This window comes from Dactylosporangium sp. NPDC005572 (assembly GCF_040605515.1).
Classification (GTDB): Bacteria; Actinomycetota; Actinomycetes; order Mycobacteriales; family Micromonosporaceae; genus Dactylosporangium.
On record NZ_JBEXCY010000143.1, the window covers coordinates 1 to 14879 of the forward strand.

13 protein-coding genes are annotated in these 14879 nt (G+C 71.6%); 6 read left to right on the top strand and 7 right to left on the bottom strand.

Annotation, left to right across the window (positions count from 1 at the left end):
• From ABZS66_RS42865 to ABZS66_RS42880, 4 genes are all read left to right on the top strand, one after another.
• A partial coding sequence (locus ABZS66_RS42865) for a helix-turn-helix domain-containing protein (protein ID WP_354768259.1) occupies window positions 1–629 on the top strand: 629 nt, incomplete at its 5' end.
• A gap of 43 nt (window positions 630–672) precedes the next feature.
• Window positions 673–1167, top strand: a complete 495-nt coding sequence (locus ABZS66_RS42870; RefSeq protein ID WP_354768261.1) for a hypothetical protein — start codon at window positions 673–675, stop codon at window positions 1165–1167.
• A 7-nt stretch (window positions 1168–1174) separates the two neighbouring features.
• Window positions 1175–2089 (top strand): ATP-binding cassette domain-containing protein, encoded by a 915-nt coding sequence (locus ABZS66_RS42875; RefSeq protein WP_354768263.1) that lies wholly within the window; start codon window positions 1175–1177, stop codon window positions 2087–2089.
• Window positions 2086–2856 carry an ABC transporter permease gene (locus tag ABZS66_RS42880; protein WP_354768265.1) on the top strand — a complete coding sequence of 257 codons (771 nt, stop codon included), beginning with the start codon at window positions 2086–2088 and terminating at the stop codon, window positions 2854–2856. The genes ABZS66_RS42875 and ABZS66_RS42880 overlap by 4 nt, the downstream gene beginning before the upstream one ends.
• Here ABZS66_RS42880 and ABZS66_RS42885 read toward each other — a convergent pair whose 3' ends face one another.
• A complete protein-coding gene (locus ABZS66_RS42885; protein ID WP_354768267.1) occupies window positions 2857–3912 on the bottom strand; it encodes a CapA family protein in 1056 nt (351 codons plus the stop codon).
• 327 nt (window positions 3913–4239) lie between these two features.
• Here ABZS66_RS42885 and ABZS66_RS42890 point away from each other — a divergent pair, with 327 nt between their 5' ends.
• Entirely contained in the window at window positions 4240–5805 is a 1566-nt protein-coding gene (locus tag ABZS66_RS42890; RefSeq protein ID WP_354768269.1) for a GDSL-type esterase/lipase family protein, read from the top strand.
• 216 nt (window positions 5806–6021) lie between these two features.
• A complete protein-coding gene (locus ABZS66_RS42895; RefSeq protein ID WP_354768271.1) occupies window positions 6022–7416 on the top strand; it encodes a glycosyl hydrolase in 1395 nt (464 codons plus the stop codon).
• A gap of 1 nt (window position 7417) precedes the next feature.
• On the opposite strand, the gene ABZS66_RS42900 is transcribed toward ABZS66_RS42895, so the two are convergent.
• The 6 genes from ABZS66_RS42900 to ABZS66_RS42925 all read right to left on the bottom strand — a co-directional run bounded on the left by ABZS66_RS42900 (window position 7418) and on the right by ABZS66_RS42925 (window position 14801).
• Window positions 7418–8425: a LacI family DNA-binding transcriptional regulator gene (locus tag ABZS66_RS42900; protein ID WP_354768273.1), complete on the bottom strand. Its 1008-nt coding sequence runs from the start codon at window positions 8423–8425 to the stop codon at window positions 7418–7420.
• A 579-nt stretch (window positions 8426–9004) separates the two neighbouring features.
• Window positions 9005–10021, bottom strand: a complete 1017-nt coding sequence (locus ABZS66_RS42905) for a LacI family DNA-binding transcriptional regulator (protein ID WP_354768275.1) — start codon at window positions 10019–10021, stop codon at window positions 9005–9007.
• A 40-nt stretch (window positions 10022–10061) separates the two neighbouring features.
• Window positions 10062–10892 (bottom strand): carbohydrate ABC transporter permease, encoded by an 831-nt coding sequence (locus ABZS66_RS42910; RefSeq protein ID WP_354768277.1) that lies wholly within the window; start codon window positions 10890–10892, stop codon window positions 10062–10064.
• A complete protein-coding gene (locus ABZS66_RS42915) occupies window positions 10889–11824 on the bottom strand; it encodes a sugar ABC transporter permease (protein WP_354768279.1) in 936 nt (311 codons plus the stop codon). Before ABZS66_RS42915 ends, ABZS66_RS42910 begins: the two co-directional genes overlap by 4 nt.
• Window positions 11825–11897: 73 nt before the next feature.
• A complete protein-coding gene (locus ABZS66_RS42920; RefSeq protein ID WP_354768281.1) occupies window positions 11898–13208 on the bottom strand; it encodes an extracellular solute-binding protein in 1311 nt (436 codons plus the stop codon).
• Window positions 13209–13781: 573 nt separating this feature from the next.
• Window positions 13782–14801: a LacI family DNA-binding transcriptional regulator gene (locus ABZS66_RS42925; protein WP_354768283.1), complete on the bottom strand. Its 1020-nt coding sequence runs from the start codon at window positions 14799–14801 to the stop codon at window positions 13782–13784.
• Window positions 14802–14879 lie beyond the last annotated feature (78 nt).

Genomic DNA, 14879 nt, shown 5'->3' on the forward strand with positions numbered 1-14879 from the left:
GCACCGGCGCGTTCGTGCTGGCCGCCGCCGGCCTGCTGGACGGGCGGCGGGCCACCACCCACTGGCTCTACGCGGATGCGCTGGCCGCCCGCTACCCGCGGATCGAGGTGGACCCCGACGTGCTCTACGTCGACAGCGGCAGCGTGCTCACCTCGGCCGGCAAGGCCGCCGCGATGGACCTGTGCCTGCACCTGATCCGGCTCGACCACGGCTCGGCCGTCGCCAACGCGGTCGCCCGGCGCCTCGTCGTGCCGCCGCACCGGTCGGGAGGCCAGGCCCAGTTCGTCGCCACCCCGGTGCCGGAGCCGCAGGACCGCCCGCTGAGCGCGGTGCTCGCCTGGGCGGCCGAGCGGCTGGACCAGCCGCTGACGGTCGAGGACCTGGCCCGCCGGGCCGGCCTCAGCTCGCGCCACCTCGCCCGGCACTTCCGTTCGGCGACCGGCACCACGCCGCTGCAGTGGCTGCTGACCCAGCGGATCCGGCGGGCCCAGGAGCTGCTGGAGACCACCGACGACGGCATGGACGCGATCGCGGTGGCGACCGGCATGGGCACGGCGACGACGCTGCGCCGGCACTTCAACCGGGTCGTCGGTGTGCCGCCCGTGGAGTACCGCCGCACGTTCAGATGACACAAATTTGTGTCATCTCAGTTATGTCTGCTAGCGTCGTGGCATGCCGAGGGACGAGGAGCTCCTGTTCGCCGACCACGTGGGGCGGTTCTACGCCGGCCACCACGGGTTCCCGCCGATGGCCGGCCGCCTGCTCGGTTACCTGCTGATCTGCGACCCCCCGCAGCAGACCATCGACCTGCTCGGCGAGGCGCTGCTGGCCAGCCGCAGCGCCATCACGGGCGCCGTCAAGCTGCTGGAGGGCTATGGCTACGTGGCCCGCACCCGCCGGGCCGGCGAGCGGTTCGACCGGGTCGGGCTGCGGCCCGAGGCCCTGGAGCCGCGCAACGCCGAGGCCGAGCTCTTCAGGGAGCAGGCCGCCCTGCTCCGCGAGGGGCTCGCCATCCTCCCCGAGACCCAGACCGCGCAACGGGCCGCCCTGCTGGAGCTGGTCGCCCTCGCCGAGTTCTTCCAGGTGCGGCTGCCGCAGCTGATGGACGAGTGGCGCGAGCACCGCGCGGCCCTGCGCGCGCAAGGCAAGCTCCCCGAGCTGAAGTGAGGCGACTGTGATCCAGGTCCGCGGGCTGTGCAAGGCCTACCGCGACCGGGCCGTGCTCGACGGCGTCGACCTCGACGTCCCGGCCGGCACCGTGTTCTCGCTGCTCGGCCCGAACGGGGCCGGCAAGACGACGACCGTCAACATCCTGACCACCCTGATCCGCGCCGACGCGGGCGAGGCGACCGTCGCCGGCCACAGCGTCACCGCCGAGCCGGCCGCGGTGCGCGCCGCGATCGGCGTCACCGGCCAGTTCTCGGCCGTCGACCGGCTGCTCACCGGCGCCGAGAACCTGGCCATGATGGGCGACCTGCAGCACCTGCCGCGGGCCCGCACCCGGCAGCGCACCGCCGAGCTGCTGGAGCGATTCGACCTGGCCGACGCCGCCGGGCGGCGCGCCGGCACCTACTCGGGCGGCATGGTCCGCCGCCTCGACCTCGCGATGAGCCTGATCGGCGAGCCGCGCATCCTGTTCCTCGACGAGCCCACCACCGGCCTCGACCCGCGCAGCCGGCGCACCATGTGGCGGATCATCCGCGACCTGGCCGCCGGCGGCGTGACCGTCTTCCTGACGACGCAGTATCTCGAGGAGGCCGACGAGCTGGCCGACCGCATCGCCGTGCTCGACCGGGGCCGGCTGGTCGCCCAGGGCACCCCGGCCGAGCTGAAGCGGCTCGTGCCCGGTGGCCGCGTCAGCCTCCAGTTCGCCGACCCGGCCGGGCTGGCCGCGGCCGCCCGCGCGCTCGGCGACGACTCGCCCGGCGACCCGGACACGCTCACGCTGCAGGTGCCCTCGGACGGCTCGGTGGCGTCGGTGAAGGCGCTGCTCGACCGCCTCGACGGCAGCACCGTGACCAACCTGTCGATCCACACCCCCGACCTCGACGACGTGTTCCTGGCCCTGACCGAGGTGACCCCGGCATGAGCGCACTGAGCTACGCCCTGACCGACTCGTCCACAATGCTGCGGCGGGTGCTGCGGCACACCACCCGCAACCCGTCCACCCTGATCATGTCGGTGCTGCTGCCCGGCGTGCTGCTGCTGTTGCTCAACTACGGGTTCGGCGGCGCCATCGCGACCGGCGGCGTGCCGTACCTCGCCTACCTGATCCCCGGGATCGTCATGATGGGCGCCTGCTACTCGGTGAGCGCCACGGCGGTGTCGGTGGCGACGGATGCCAGCGAGGGCATCATCGACCGCTTCCGGACCATGCCGGTCGCCCGGTCGGCACTGATGACCGGGCACGTCATCGGCAGCGTGCTGCGCAGCCTGTTCGGCACGACCCTGGTGGTGCTGGTGGCGCTGGCCCTCGGCTACCGCCCGACCACGGACCCGCTGCGCTGGCTCGCCGTGCTCGGGCTGGTGACCCTGCTGCTGTTCGCGGTCGCCTGGCTGGCGGCCGCGATCGGCCTGGCGACGGGCAACGCGACGGGCGCGGCCAGCGCGGCCGCGATCTTCCAGATCCTGCCGTTCCTGTCGGGCGCCTTCGTCCCGACCGAGACCATGCCGGGCTGGCTGCAGACGTTCACCGCCAACCAGCCGATGACCCACATCGTGGCCGCCCTGCGCGCCCTGCTCAACGACACCCCGCCCGGCAACCACGCCTGGCTCGCCGTGGCGTGGTGCGCCGGCACGGCGCTGCTCGGCTTCCTGTGGGCCAGAAGGGCCTACAACCGCCGCGCCGGCCGGTAGCTACGCGGGGGCGGCCGCCAGGCCGGTGCAGCGGCGCAGGTCGGTGAAGCGTCTGGTCGCCGCCGACGCGGCCGTGCCGGTCAGGAGCCTGGGCTGGCCGGTGCCGCTCACCACGGCCGGGACCAGCTCGGCCTTGACCACCGAGCGGCCGTGGACCTGGACGCGCAGGACGCCCGTGTCGGCCGAGCCCACGTACCAGACGAAGTTGCCCAGACCGTACGCGACGTAGGTGTGGCCCAGCCAGCCGTCGCCCTGCAGGACGTGGGCGTGGGCGCCGATGATGAGGTCCGCGCCCGCGTCGGCCAGGGCCTTGGCGAACGTCTTCTGGTTGGTGTTCGGGCAGCTGTCGCGCTCGGTGCCCCAGTGGTTGAACACCACCACCAGGTCGGCCTGCTCACGGGCCGCCCGCACCGCGGCCACCGCCCGGGGGACGTCCCACGCCATGGCGATGCCGGACGTGGCCGGGCCGGCCTTCCAAGCGTCGGCCAGCGTGTAGATCTGGCTGAAGCCCACGATCGCCACCCGCACGCCCTTCGCGGGCAGGATCAGCGGCGCATACGCCGCGTCGATCGTGCGCCCGCCGCCGAAGACCGGCATCCCGGCCGCCGCGGCGGCGTCGAGGGTGTCGGCGAAGCCGACCCGGCCGTAGTCGAGGGCGTGGTTGTTGGCGATCGACACCGCGTCGACACCGGCCGCCTTGACCGCCGCATACGCCGACGGGGGCGCGCGGAAGTGGAACTCCTTCGGCTCCGGCGTGCCGCGTGTGGTGACCGCCGTCTCCAGGTTGACGACGGCGAGGTCGGCCGCCGACAGCACCTCGGCGACCGGGCCGAACGCGGTCGCCGGGTTCTTGAGCAGCCCGGCCGTGCGCTCCGTGAAGTGCACGTCACCGCCGAAGGCGAGCGTGAGGTCGGCGGCCGCAGCGGCGGACGGGGACGGCGACACCGCGGCCGACGGCGCCGGCGAAACCGCAGCCGGCGAGGGGGCTGCCGGGCGGGCCGGTGCAGTGCAGCCGCCCAGGAGCAACGCGACCGCCAGGATCCCCCGAAGCTTCACGCCGACAGGCTACTTGGCGGGCGTACCGGCGGATACGGCCCGCAGTCCTTCGTCGGCGTCTGCCGTGTATGTGGCATTTTCACCAGCCGCAGGGCGAAGGATGTCGATCTGCACGCTTGCGGCCGTGAACGAGTGCGCCGCTGCGCCCGTCGGATGTCCATGTGACGACCTCCACGAGCTGGCGGCGTACTTCGTCAAGTGAATGAACGCTCAAAAGGCTGCCCGCCGACCTCGGGTACATTTGCAGCCCGCAGCGGGGCGTGACGCCGGTCCGCGAGGTCCCCGCTGAACATTGTGGCCGCCCGTGCACGGGAGTCTGAGAAGTTCGTGACGTCCAAGTACCTTCCTGACCTGCCGCCCACGACCGACACCCCCGGTGTGCTCGCCCGGCGGGCCGCCGGCGGGCCCCGGCGCCGGAGCGGGCTGCACGCGCTCGCGCGGGAGGTACGGTCGCTGCCGACGGTGCTGCTGTTGGCGTTCTGCTTGTTCGCCGGCATCCCGGCCGCCATCGCGCTGACGCCCGACCAGGAGCTGACCACCGCCGGTCAGACCCTGTCCGTGGGCGCGCGCATGCCGACCCTCACGCTGTCCGGGCCGGCCCAGCTGGTGCAGATCGGCAACACCCGGCTCGACCTCGGGCCCGTGCAGGTCTACGGGCCCCTGCGACCGCAGCTGACGCTCGGACCGGTGCAGCGCAACCCGGCGGCCGCCGCCGCGGTCGACCCCGCGACGGGCTCGCAGACCCGGACGACCGCGATGCTGACCGTCGCCACCGGGTTCCTGCGGTGGTACGGCTGGGCCACATTGGGCCTGCTCACCCTCACGCTCGGCGCAACCGTCGTCGCCGCATACCTCCGCCTCCTGGCCACGCTCCGGCGTCAGCGCCGGGCTCGGGACCGTGCGCTCACCGCCACGGAGATCTGGCATCGCGGCGCCGGGGACGTCCGCCGGATGGCGGTCCTCGCCGTATCCGTCACGATGCTGGGCTGGGCCGGCGCCGGAGCGCTGGCCTACACCGGGACGATGAGCGGATTGCAGCACGTACGGTCGCTCTCGGACCTCGTCGGTACCCACCATCTGTCGCCCATGGCGGTAGGCCCCAAGGTCGCCGGATACACCGGTGCGGTGATCGGTGACTCACGCGCGGCCCGGGTCGGCGGGCCCGCGGTCGCCAATGCCACCGAGAACGACACCGCCTGCGGGCGCAGCTCGGACTCCCTCGCCGACGAGATCGGCAGCCTGCAGGGCTCCCGCGTGCTGAACCTGGCCTGCTCCGGCGCTTCCGTCCCGCACGGCCTGCTCGGCCCGCAGGCGCGGGCCGGGCGGACCCTACCCAGCCAGGTCGGCCAGCTGAAGCAGGTGGAGGGGCTGCGGTTCGTCGTGGTGGCGATCGGCCCGAACGACCTGCAGTGGGGGGACTTCCTGCAGTACTGCTACGCCGTCGACAACTGTCAGGACAAGCTCACCCAGGGCGAGTTCGACTACCGGCTGGCGACCTTCGACCGGGACTACGGTGAGCTCCTGGGCGAGCTCAACGACCTGCCCGGCCGCCCGCAGATCGTCGTCATGACGTCCTACGACGTGTTCGAGCCGGACGCGAACTGCACCGACGCCAGGGGACCCGCCGGCGTGCCGGGGCTGAACCCCACCAACATCACCTTGCTGGCCAACCGCAACAAGGCGCTGAACGACGTACTCATCAGCGGCGCGAGCAAGTACGGGTTCAGCGTCGCGACGCCACGGATGGCGCCGTTGTGCACACCCGACCGTGACGGTCTGGGCGCCGACATCCAGGGACTGGGCGACACCGATCCGTTCCACCCGACGGGCGTCGGGTCGATGCGGATGGCGGCAGCCGTGCTCCAGGCCATCAGGCCGGGCGGCGGCGCCTGAGCCGCGACGAACCGCGGCTGCAGAAGCACGGCCGTCCCGCGCGGCGGCAACCGGAGCAGGAGTGCCACGCCACCTGCCCGGTCGCTTGCTCCGTTCAGGAGCGCATTGACAGGAGTGATGCCCTCGTCGTACTGTCACGGCGCTTACTCGGTTCAGTAAGGTTGCTGAACCGAGCGGCCGGGCGCCGCCTCGTCCGGCCGGGAAAGGAGCCCTCCAGTGCGTTTGCCCAGACTGGGGCGCGTCCTGGCCGTGGTGGCGGTCGTCGCCACCGCGGTCCTCGTCGCACCCGTGCCCGCCCAGGCGTTCCCCGCATCGACGCGGGCCGCGCTCGTCAGCTACCTGCAGAGCATCTCCGGGCAGTACACCATCACCGGACAGCACAACCGGGAACCCAACTCCGACCCGACCAAGTGGACCCGGGTCGCCCAGCAACTCACCGGGCAGACGCCGGGGCTGTGGGGCGGCGACTTCCTCTTCCAGTCCGCCGACGTCGCCGCCCGGCAGACGATGGTCAGCGAGGCGATCCGGCAGTGGCAGGGCGGCTCGCTCGTCGCGCTGACCTGGCACATGTGCCCGCCGACCGTCGGCTCGACGTGCGGCTGGGACAGCAACGGCGTGCTCGCCCACCTGTCGGACAGCCAATGGAGCCAGCTCGTCACCGACGGTGCTGCCCTGAACACCGCCTACAAGAACCGGCTCAACGAGGCCGTGCCGTACCTGCGGCAGCTGCAGAACGCCGGCGTGCCGGTGCTGTGGCGCCCCATCCACGAGATGAACGAGGGCTGGTCCTGGTGGGGCGGGCGGCCGGGTGCCAACGGCAGCCGCAAGCTGTTCCAGATCACTCGCGACCACCTGACGGCTCAGGGCCTGTCCAACCTGGTCTGGGTCTGGAACGTCAAGGACGTCAACATGGGCTCGATCGGCGACTACTGGCCGGGCGCGTCCTATGTGGACCTGGCGACCCTGGACATGTGGGTCAAGCTGGCCCCTTCGGCGAGCGACTACCAGGCCATGCTCAACGTCGCCGGCGGCAAGCCGATCGCGCTCGCCGAGGTCGGGCAGGTGCCCAGCGTCGCGCTGCTGCAGGCGCAGCCGCGGTGGACCTATTTCATGGTGTGGGCGGAGTACCTCACGGACCCGTCGTACAACAACAATGCCGCGGTGCAGAACACGTACTTCAACAGCCGGGTGCTGGTGCGGGGCGAGTTCACCGTGCCGTCCTCCGGCGGCGGCGCCGGCCCCGTCGTGGGGCTCGCCGGCAAGTGTCTCGACGTGGCCGCGTCCGGGACCGCCAACGGGACGAAGATCCAGCTGTACACCTGCAACGGCACCGGCGCCCAGAGCTGGACGGTCGGTTCCGACGGGACGCTGCGCGCGCTCGGCAATTGCCTCGACGTGACGGGCGGCGTCAACGCCGACGGCACGAAGGTGCAGCTGTGGGACTGCGCCGGCAACGCCAACCAGCAGTGGTCGCGCAACGGGCAGCGGCTGGTCAACCCGGCGACGGGCAAGTGCCTCGACGTGACCGGGCAGAGCAGCGCTGACGGTACACAGATCCAGATCTGGACCTGCAACGGCCAGACCAACCAGAACTGGACCCTGCCGGCCTGAGCTACCGGGGTGGCGCCGTGCTGTCGCGCACGACCAGCACGGCGTTGCCCGCCTTCACGCTGCGCGGCTGCTCGCCGTCGAGCCACTCGAAGAGCAGCCGCGCGGTACGCATGCCGTAGTCGGCGATGTTGCGCTGCAGGACCGTCAGCGCCGGGTGCACGACCTGGCACAACGGCGAGTCCTCCCAGGCCAGGATCGACACGTCGGTGGGGACGCCGACGTGCATCTCGGCGGTGACGCCCAGCCCCGCCAGGGCCATGAGATCGTTGTCGTAGATGATGGCGGTCGGCCGGCCCTTCGTGCTGAGGATCCGCCGGGTCGCCTGGGCGGCCGCCTCGCCGGTGTAGTCGGCGGCCACGGTCGTGATGTCGAGCAGGCCCGTGTCCTCGAGCGCCGCGGTGCGGGCGGCGGTGTGGGCCATGTCGGCGGGCCCGCTGACGCGCACGACGCGGCGGTGGCCGAGGGCGGCGAGGTAGCCGGCGAGCTTCCCGGCCCCGGCCTGCTCGTCGGTGCTGAGGTTCGCCAGCCCGGGCAGCGGCCCGGCGCCGCCGGCGACGACGGCCGGCAGCCCCAGCTCGCGGACCGCGTCGAGGCGGGGGTCATCGACCCGCAGGTCACACAGGATGAGCCCGTCGACGCGCCGCTCGGCGTGCCAGCGGCGGTGGATGGCCACCTCCTCGTCGGGCCCCTCGACGAACTGCAGCGCGAGGCCGAAGCCGCGGGCGGACAGCTCCATCTGGAGCCCGGCGACGAACTGCCGTCTGAACACCTCACTGCCCAGCGCCGCCGACGTGCGCCGCAGGGTGAGGCCGATGACGTCGGCGCCGGCGCCGTGCAGGGCTTTGGCGGCTTTGTGCGCGGCGAAGCCGAGCTCTTCGGCGACCTCGCGGATGCGCTCGCGGACCTCGTCGGAGACGCCGGGCCGGCCGTTGAGCGCGTACGACACGGCGACCCGCGAGACACCGACCCGCCGCGCGATGTCGCTCATCGTCGGCCGCCGGCCCGCCATCCCCGCTCCTGTCCGTCACCACCGTGGTGCGCATGGAAGCGTAACCGCTTCAGCTCCTGGACGGTGACGCCGCTCCGCGCGGCGGGGCCGCGACAGGGCGACTCGGCCAGGGTGGCCGGCGCGCAAGGGCGGCAGGGGCGCGCTGCGAGTTACGTGGTAGGAAAGCTGGGGTCATAGCACCAGTTTTCCTACCACGTATCGAAGCGCGGACCACGACGGGACGGGGCTGATCTGCGACGCATCGGTTGCGATGCATCAGGCTTGATGCATCAGGCCCGATCTGCTGGCGACGTGTGCAGCTCGCGACGTGTGCAGCTCGCGACGTGTGCAGCTCGCGACGTGTGCAGCTCGCGACGTGTGCAGCTCGCGACGCAGCGGTTGTGATGCATCGGGCCTGATGTATCAATGTTGATGCATCGAGGCTGATCCGCCCGCGCCGCGTGCGGCCTGCGTCGCGTGCGGCCCGGGACGCATTGGTCGTGATGCATCAGGCCTGATATATCAAAAATGATGCATCAAGGCTGATGCATCAAGAGTGATTTGCCGCGTGCAGTCCAGCCCGTGCGGCGTCCGCGGGGGTCAGCGTGCGGGTGGGGCGATGCTGTCGCGGAGCAGGAGGCGTGGGGTCGCGTCCTGGAAGTCCCCCGGTGCCGCGCCGGCCAGCAGGGACAGGAGGGTGCGGGCGGCGTTCGCGCCGTACGCCAGGATGTCGCGGGCCAGGGCGCTCAGCGCCGGGTACGCCATCTCGCACAGCTGCGAGTCGTCGCCCGCCACGATCGACAGGCGGGCCGGGACGTCCAGGTCCAGTTTGCGGGCCACGTGCAGGCCCGCGGTCGCCATGATGTCGTTGTCGAACATGAGCGCGGTCGGCGGCTCCGGGGACGTCAGCAGGCGCTCCGTCGCCCAGGCGCCCGCCTCCCAGCTGTAGTCGGTGTCGACGATCTCGGCCGAGGTCAGGCGGTGGCGCTGGGCCGCCGCGCGGAACGCCTCCGTGCGGATGCGGGTGTGCTCCAGGGACACGAGGCCGCCCACCCGGGCTATGCGCCGGTGGCCCAGGCCGGCCAGGTAGCCCACCGCGTCGGTCAGGGCCGCCGCGTCGTCGCTCCACACCGCCGGCATGCTGGTGCCGGGGCGGGGGTGGCCGACCAGGACGCCGGGCAGGCCCAGGCGGTCGAGCGCGGCCACCCGCGAGTCGTCGACCCAGAGGTCGGTGAGGATCGTGGCGTCGATCCGGCGGGCCGCCCACAGGGAGTGCAGGGCGTCGACGGCGCGGTCGTGGTCGCCGACGACCTGCAGTACCAGCGCCGTCCCGGTTGCCGACAGCTCGGTCTCCAGGCCGGCGATGAACTTCATGTAGAACGGCTCGACGCCCAGCGTGGCCGCGTCGCGGGCGATCACCAGGCCGATCGCCTCGGCGCGGGCCACCGACAGGTTGCGGGCGGCCGCGTTGGGCTGCCAGCCCATCTTGTCGGCGATCGCCAGGATGCGCTCGCGGGTGGTGGCCGAGACGCCCGGGCGGTCGTTGAGGGCGAACGAGACGGCGCCCTTGGAGACGCCGGCCGCCTCGGCGATGTCGCTGATGGTCGGGCGTTTCACAGGCTTCCTCGGGGTACCGGCGTCATCCCCCCATTGTCGGTCATTTCGTGGCCCCCGAGGTGAAGCCGTTGTAGATGAACCGCTGGAGCAGCAGGAACAGCGCGAGCGTCGGCACGATGACCAGGATCGCACCGGCGGAGATCGTCTCCCAGTGTGCCCCGAACGGGCCCTTGAACCGGAACAGCGACGTGGAGATCGTGCCGAGGCCCTCCGACGGCATGTAGAGGAACGGGATGTAGAAGTCGTTGTACACGAAGATGCCCTTGATGATCACGACGGTGGCGATCGCGGGCTTGAGCAGCGGCAGGATGATCGTGCGGTAGATCTTGAAGGTGGACGCCCCGTCGAGCCGCGCGGCCTCGTCGAGCGACACCGGGATGCCGCGCATGAACTGGACGAAGATGTAGATCGCGACGATGTCGGTGCCCATGTACAGCAGGATCGGCGCCCACCGCGAGTCGAACAGGCCGAGCCGGTCGACCACCTGGAACGTCGTCACCTGGGTCGTGACCCCCGGCACCAGCGTGGCGACGAGGAACGCGGCGACGACGAGCTTCTTGAACCGGAAGCGGAAGCGGTCGATGGCGTAGGCGGCGAGCGTGCCCACGATGATCGTGCCGGCCACCGACACCAGCAGGATGACCGCCGTGTTGGCGAACGCGGTGAGCATCTTGCCGTTGGTGAACGCGGTCACGTAGTTGTCGAAGTTGAGCCAGTCCCGGGGTGGCGCCAGGGTGTCGCCCGTCGCCATCTCCTCCGGCGTCTTCAGCGACGTGAGGAACACCGTGACGAGCGGCAGCAGCACGACGATCGAGGCCCCGATGAGGGAGGCGTACCGGAGGGTGGCGAAGACGGCGGCGCGCGCGTTCACGTCAGGTCGGTCCTCTCCTCGGGTACCAGCCGGCGCTGGGCCCAGGTGATCAGCAGCACGATGAGGAGCAGCACGACGGCCGCGGCCGAGGCGAGCCCGAACTTGTTGAACTGGAAGGCGAGCTTGACCGTCTGGATGACGAACGTCTTGCTCTCGCCGGCGCCGCCGGTCATCACGAACGGGATCTCGAACACCGACAGCGACCCGGAGATCGCCAGGATCACGCTCAGGCTGATGATCGGCTTGATGCCGGGCGCGACGATGTGGCGGAAGACCTGCCAGCGGTTCGCGCCGTCGAGTTCGGCGGCCTCGTAGAGCTCGCCCGGGATGGCCTGGATCGCGCCGAGGAACAGCACGAAGTTCAGGCCGAGGAACCGCCACACCGACACGCCGGACAGCGACGCGTTGACCAGGTCGGGGTCGCCCAGCCAGAGCTTGTCGGGGTGCGCGCCGAACAGGGCGAGCACGGAGTCCAGGGTGCCGTGCGGGCGGAAGAAGTACAGGAAGACGAACGACACGGCGACGCCGTTGATGAGGTACGGGAAGAACAGGATGCCCTTGAACAGGCCGCGCAGGCGCGTGCTGAAGCTCAGGATGAACGCGAAGTACAGCGCCACCACGATCTGCACCCCGGCGGCGACGAGGTAGTAGAGGCTGACGAAGAAGACCTGGAACAGCTCCGGGCGGGTGAACAGCTGCACGTAGTTGTCGACGCCGACGAACGCGGGGTCGGCGCCGAGGCCGTCCCAGTCGGTGAAGCTGTAGCCGACCATGCTGCCGACGGGGATGTACGTGAACGCGACGAGCAGCGCGAGCGCGGGCAGCAGGTACAACCAAGGCATCAGGGCGGCCTTGGCCCTGCTCGGCCGGGGCGGGCGCGCGCTGCTCGGCGGCCGGGCCGCGGCGCGCCGAGCCGGTGGTGCGTCGATCATCGGGTCTCCTTTTCCGGCGAGTGCGGGCCGGCCCGGGGTTGGCGGACCGGCCCGCGGCTCGGTCAGGCGGTTGTCAGCCGGCGGTCCTGGCGGCTTCCGTCCAGCGCTTCGACAGGTCGGCGAAGAGCGCCTCGGGGGTGCCGGGGGCGGCGCCGCGGGCGGTGTCGACGAGCTTCTGGCGGTAGTCGGGCTTGCTGATGCCGACCTCGGAGGCATTGTCGATCTTCGTCAGCTTCGCCGACTCGGCCTGCGACAGCTCGATGAACTGCACGCCGGCGTCGGTGAACGGCTGCAGCGCCGGCGGCATCGGGGCGCCCTTGACAGCGGAGACGGCCTGGTTGACGGCGGCCGCGTCGGACTTCTCGATGAACCAGTCGAAGAACGCGCGGGCGGCGGGCTTGTTCTTGGAGTGGGTGTTGATGGCGTACTGGTAGTCGGGCGCGACGACGGAGCAGAACTTGCCGCCGACCTGCTTCGGGAACGGCATGTACCCGATGACGCCCGGGTCCTTGCCGGCCTTCTTCGCGGCGTCCTGCATCTGCACGATGGCCCACGACCCGAGCCACATCGTCGCGATCCTGCCGGTGGCGATGGCCCCCTTCGAGTCCTCCCAGTTCGTCGTCGTCGGGTCGGTCTCGGAGAGCTTGTTCTTCACGATGTCGTACAGCAGGGTGTCGCCGGTGCGCAGGTCGCTGCCGGCCGCCCAGGGGTCGCTGGTCGGCAGCTTGTCGTTGGCCCTGGGGTCGCAGGTGACCGAGCCGACGACGGACGACCACGAGCTGAGCGGCCAGCCGTCGTGGTAGTTGGTGTAGTACGGGGTGGCGGAGGTCTTCGCCTTGATGGCCTGGAGCGCGCCGACGAACTCCTCGGGCGTGGTCGGCCACTTGGTGATGCCCGCCTGGCTCCAGACGTCCTTGTTGTAGACGAAGCCGTTGACGTACGCGAAGCCGGCCACGCCGTAGACCTTGTCGCCGACCTTGGCCTTGTCGGTGTAGTTGTACTTGGCGGCCAGGTCGCTCGCGCTGCCCAGCGAGGCGAAGTACTTCGGATAGTCGTCGGTCGACACCGTGTTCGGGATCAGTAGGACGTCGCCGTAGTTCTCGGTGTTCATCCGGATCTTGACTTCGCCCTCGTAGTCGGTCACGCCCTCGAACTTGACGTTGACCTTCGGGTAGGTCTTGCGGAACTCGTCGGCGTACTTCTGCATCGTCCCGTCGGTGACCAGGTCGGTGCGGTTGGTGAGCACCGTGATGTCGCCGGAGACGGCGCCGGGGTCGGTCGGTGACAGGGCCTCGTCCGACGAACCCGCCTTGCTCGAACCGCCGCAGCCGGCCGCCGCGAGGGCGGTGGCGGCCAGCACGGCGACGAACGCTCTTCTCAACATGGGGTGCGCTCCATTCGGGTTCTAAAGCGGTTTAGTTGAGCGAGGGCAATATGGCACCGTGCCTGCGCGGCCGGGAAGCCCCCGTTACCGAACCGTTACCACCGCATGACGCCCCCGTTGCACTCCCTTCGCCCGCCGATCTTGGAGTTGTGGCGCCGCCAAATCGGGTGAAGATAGGGCGATTCGGGCACCACAAGTCCAAGATCGACACAAGGAGGCCGGCGGCTGGTGCGGCCCGGTGGGTGCGGGAGGTGCGGTCCGAGGGCTGAGCCTGGGTGTTGGTGGGCGCGCGCGGGACGTGCGGGCGGAGGGCTGGATGGGCGGTGCGGGCGGCCGGGCGGCGCCGTGGGGCGCGGGGAGTGCGGGGGCGCGTGCGGCAGGTGCGTGCGGAGGGCTGTGCGAGAGGTGCGGGGGAGGGGTGGCGCTGTGGTGTGGGCGGGCGTGCGGGAGGTGCGGGCAGGCGCGCGCGAGGTGCGGCCGACGTGCGGTGGGTGCGGGCGGAGGGGTGGCGCTGTGGTGGGGGCGGGGCGTGCGGGCGGATGGGCGGTGCGGTGGGTGGGGGCGGAGGGGCGGTCAGGGGGTCTGGAGGCGGGCGGTGCTGCCGCGGGGTGTCAGGTGGGCCGGGGTGCCGTGGTCGCTCGCGACCGGGGTGCCCGCCACGGCGGCCAGGAGCATGCGGGCCGCGTGGACGCCGTACGCGCCGATGTCCCTGGTCAGGGCGGTCAGCGACGGGTGCAGCAGGCGGCAGATCGGGGAGTCGTCCCAGGCGATGATCGACAGCTCGGCCGGGACGGCGATGCCCAGCTCGTGGGCGACCGTCAGGCCCGCGACCGCCATCACGTCGTTGTCGTAGACGATCGCGGTCGGGCGGGTCGGCTGGGTCAGCAGGCGGCGGGTGGCCCGGGCGCCCGACTCGCCGCTGTAGTCGGTCGGCACCGTGACCGCCTCGGCCAGGCCTAGCCGGGCGCTGACCTCGGTGAACGCCCGCGTGCGGATCGCCGTGTGGGCCAGCTCGGGGATGCCGCCGACGCGGGCCACCCGGCGGTGGCCGAGGGCGGCGAGGTACTCCACCGCCTCGACCATCGACTGGGCGTCGTCGGACCAGGCGCTGGGCAGGCGGCCGCTCACGTCCGGCGGGCCGATCACGACCGCGGGCAGGCCCAGCTCCTCCAGGACCGCGATGCGCGGGTCGCCGGTGCGCACGTCGCAGACCAGCACGCCGTCGACGCGGCCCTCGCTGAACCAGCGGCGGTAGAACGCCAGCTCCTCGTCGCGGCTCGGGGCCATCTGGAGCAGCAGCGCGTACGACTGGCGGGACAGCTCCAGCTCGACGCCGCTGATCAGCTCCATGAAGAACGGCTCGATGCCCAGCGTGCTCGGCGGGCGCTGCAGCGTCAGGCCGACGACCCGGGCCTTCGCGCCGGCCAGCGCCCGGGCGTTGCTGTCGGCGTGGAAGTTCAGCCGGTCGGCCACGGCCAGGATGCGCTCCCGCGTGGCGGAGGAGACGCCGGGCTGGCCGTTGAGTGCGTACGACACCGCGCCCTTCGAGACCCCGGCCTCGCGGGCGATGTCGGCGATCGTCGGTCGTTTCACGGGCGGCCCGCCTTTCTCGGTTCACCGATGCTAGCGGCCGGGCGGCCCGCTGTCGCCCTCGAACAGCGCCGGACGTTG

What these genes read in the sequence shown, in the direction of transcription:
- ABZS66_RS42870 (WP_354768261.1), top strand. Translation starts at nt 673, where the DNA reads ATGCCGAGGGACGAGGAGCTCCTGTTCGCCGACCACGTGGGGCGGTTC.
- ABZS66_RS42880 (WP_354768265.1), top strand. Translation starts at nt 2,086, where the DNA reads ATGAGCGCACTGAGCTACGCCCTGACCGACTCGTCCACAATGCTGCGG.
- ABZS66_RS42900 (WP_354768273.1), bottom strand. Translation starts at nt 8,425, where the DNA reads ATGGCGGGCCGGCGGCCGACGATGAGCGACATCGCGCGGCGGGTCGGT.
- ABZS66_RS42915 (WP_354768279.1), bottom strand. Translation starts at nt 11,824, where the DNA reads ATGATCGACGCACCACCGGCTCGGCGCGCCGCGGCCCGGCCGCCGAGC.
- ABZS66_RS42920 (WP_354768281.1), bottom strand. Translation starts at nt 13,208, where the DNA reads ATGTTGAGAAGAGCGTTCGTCGCCGTGCTGGCCGCCACCGCCCTCGCG.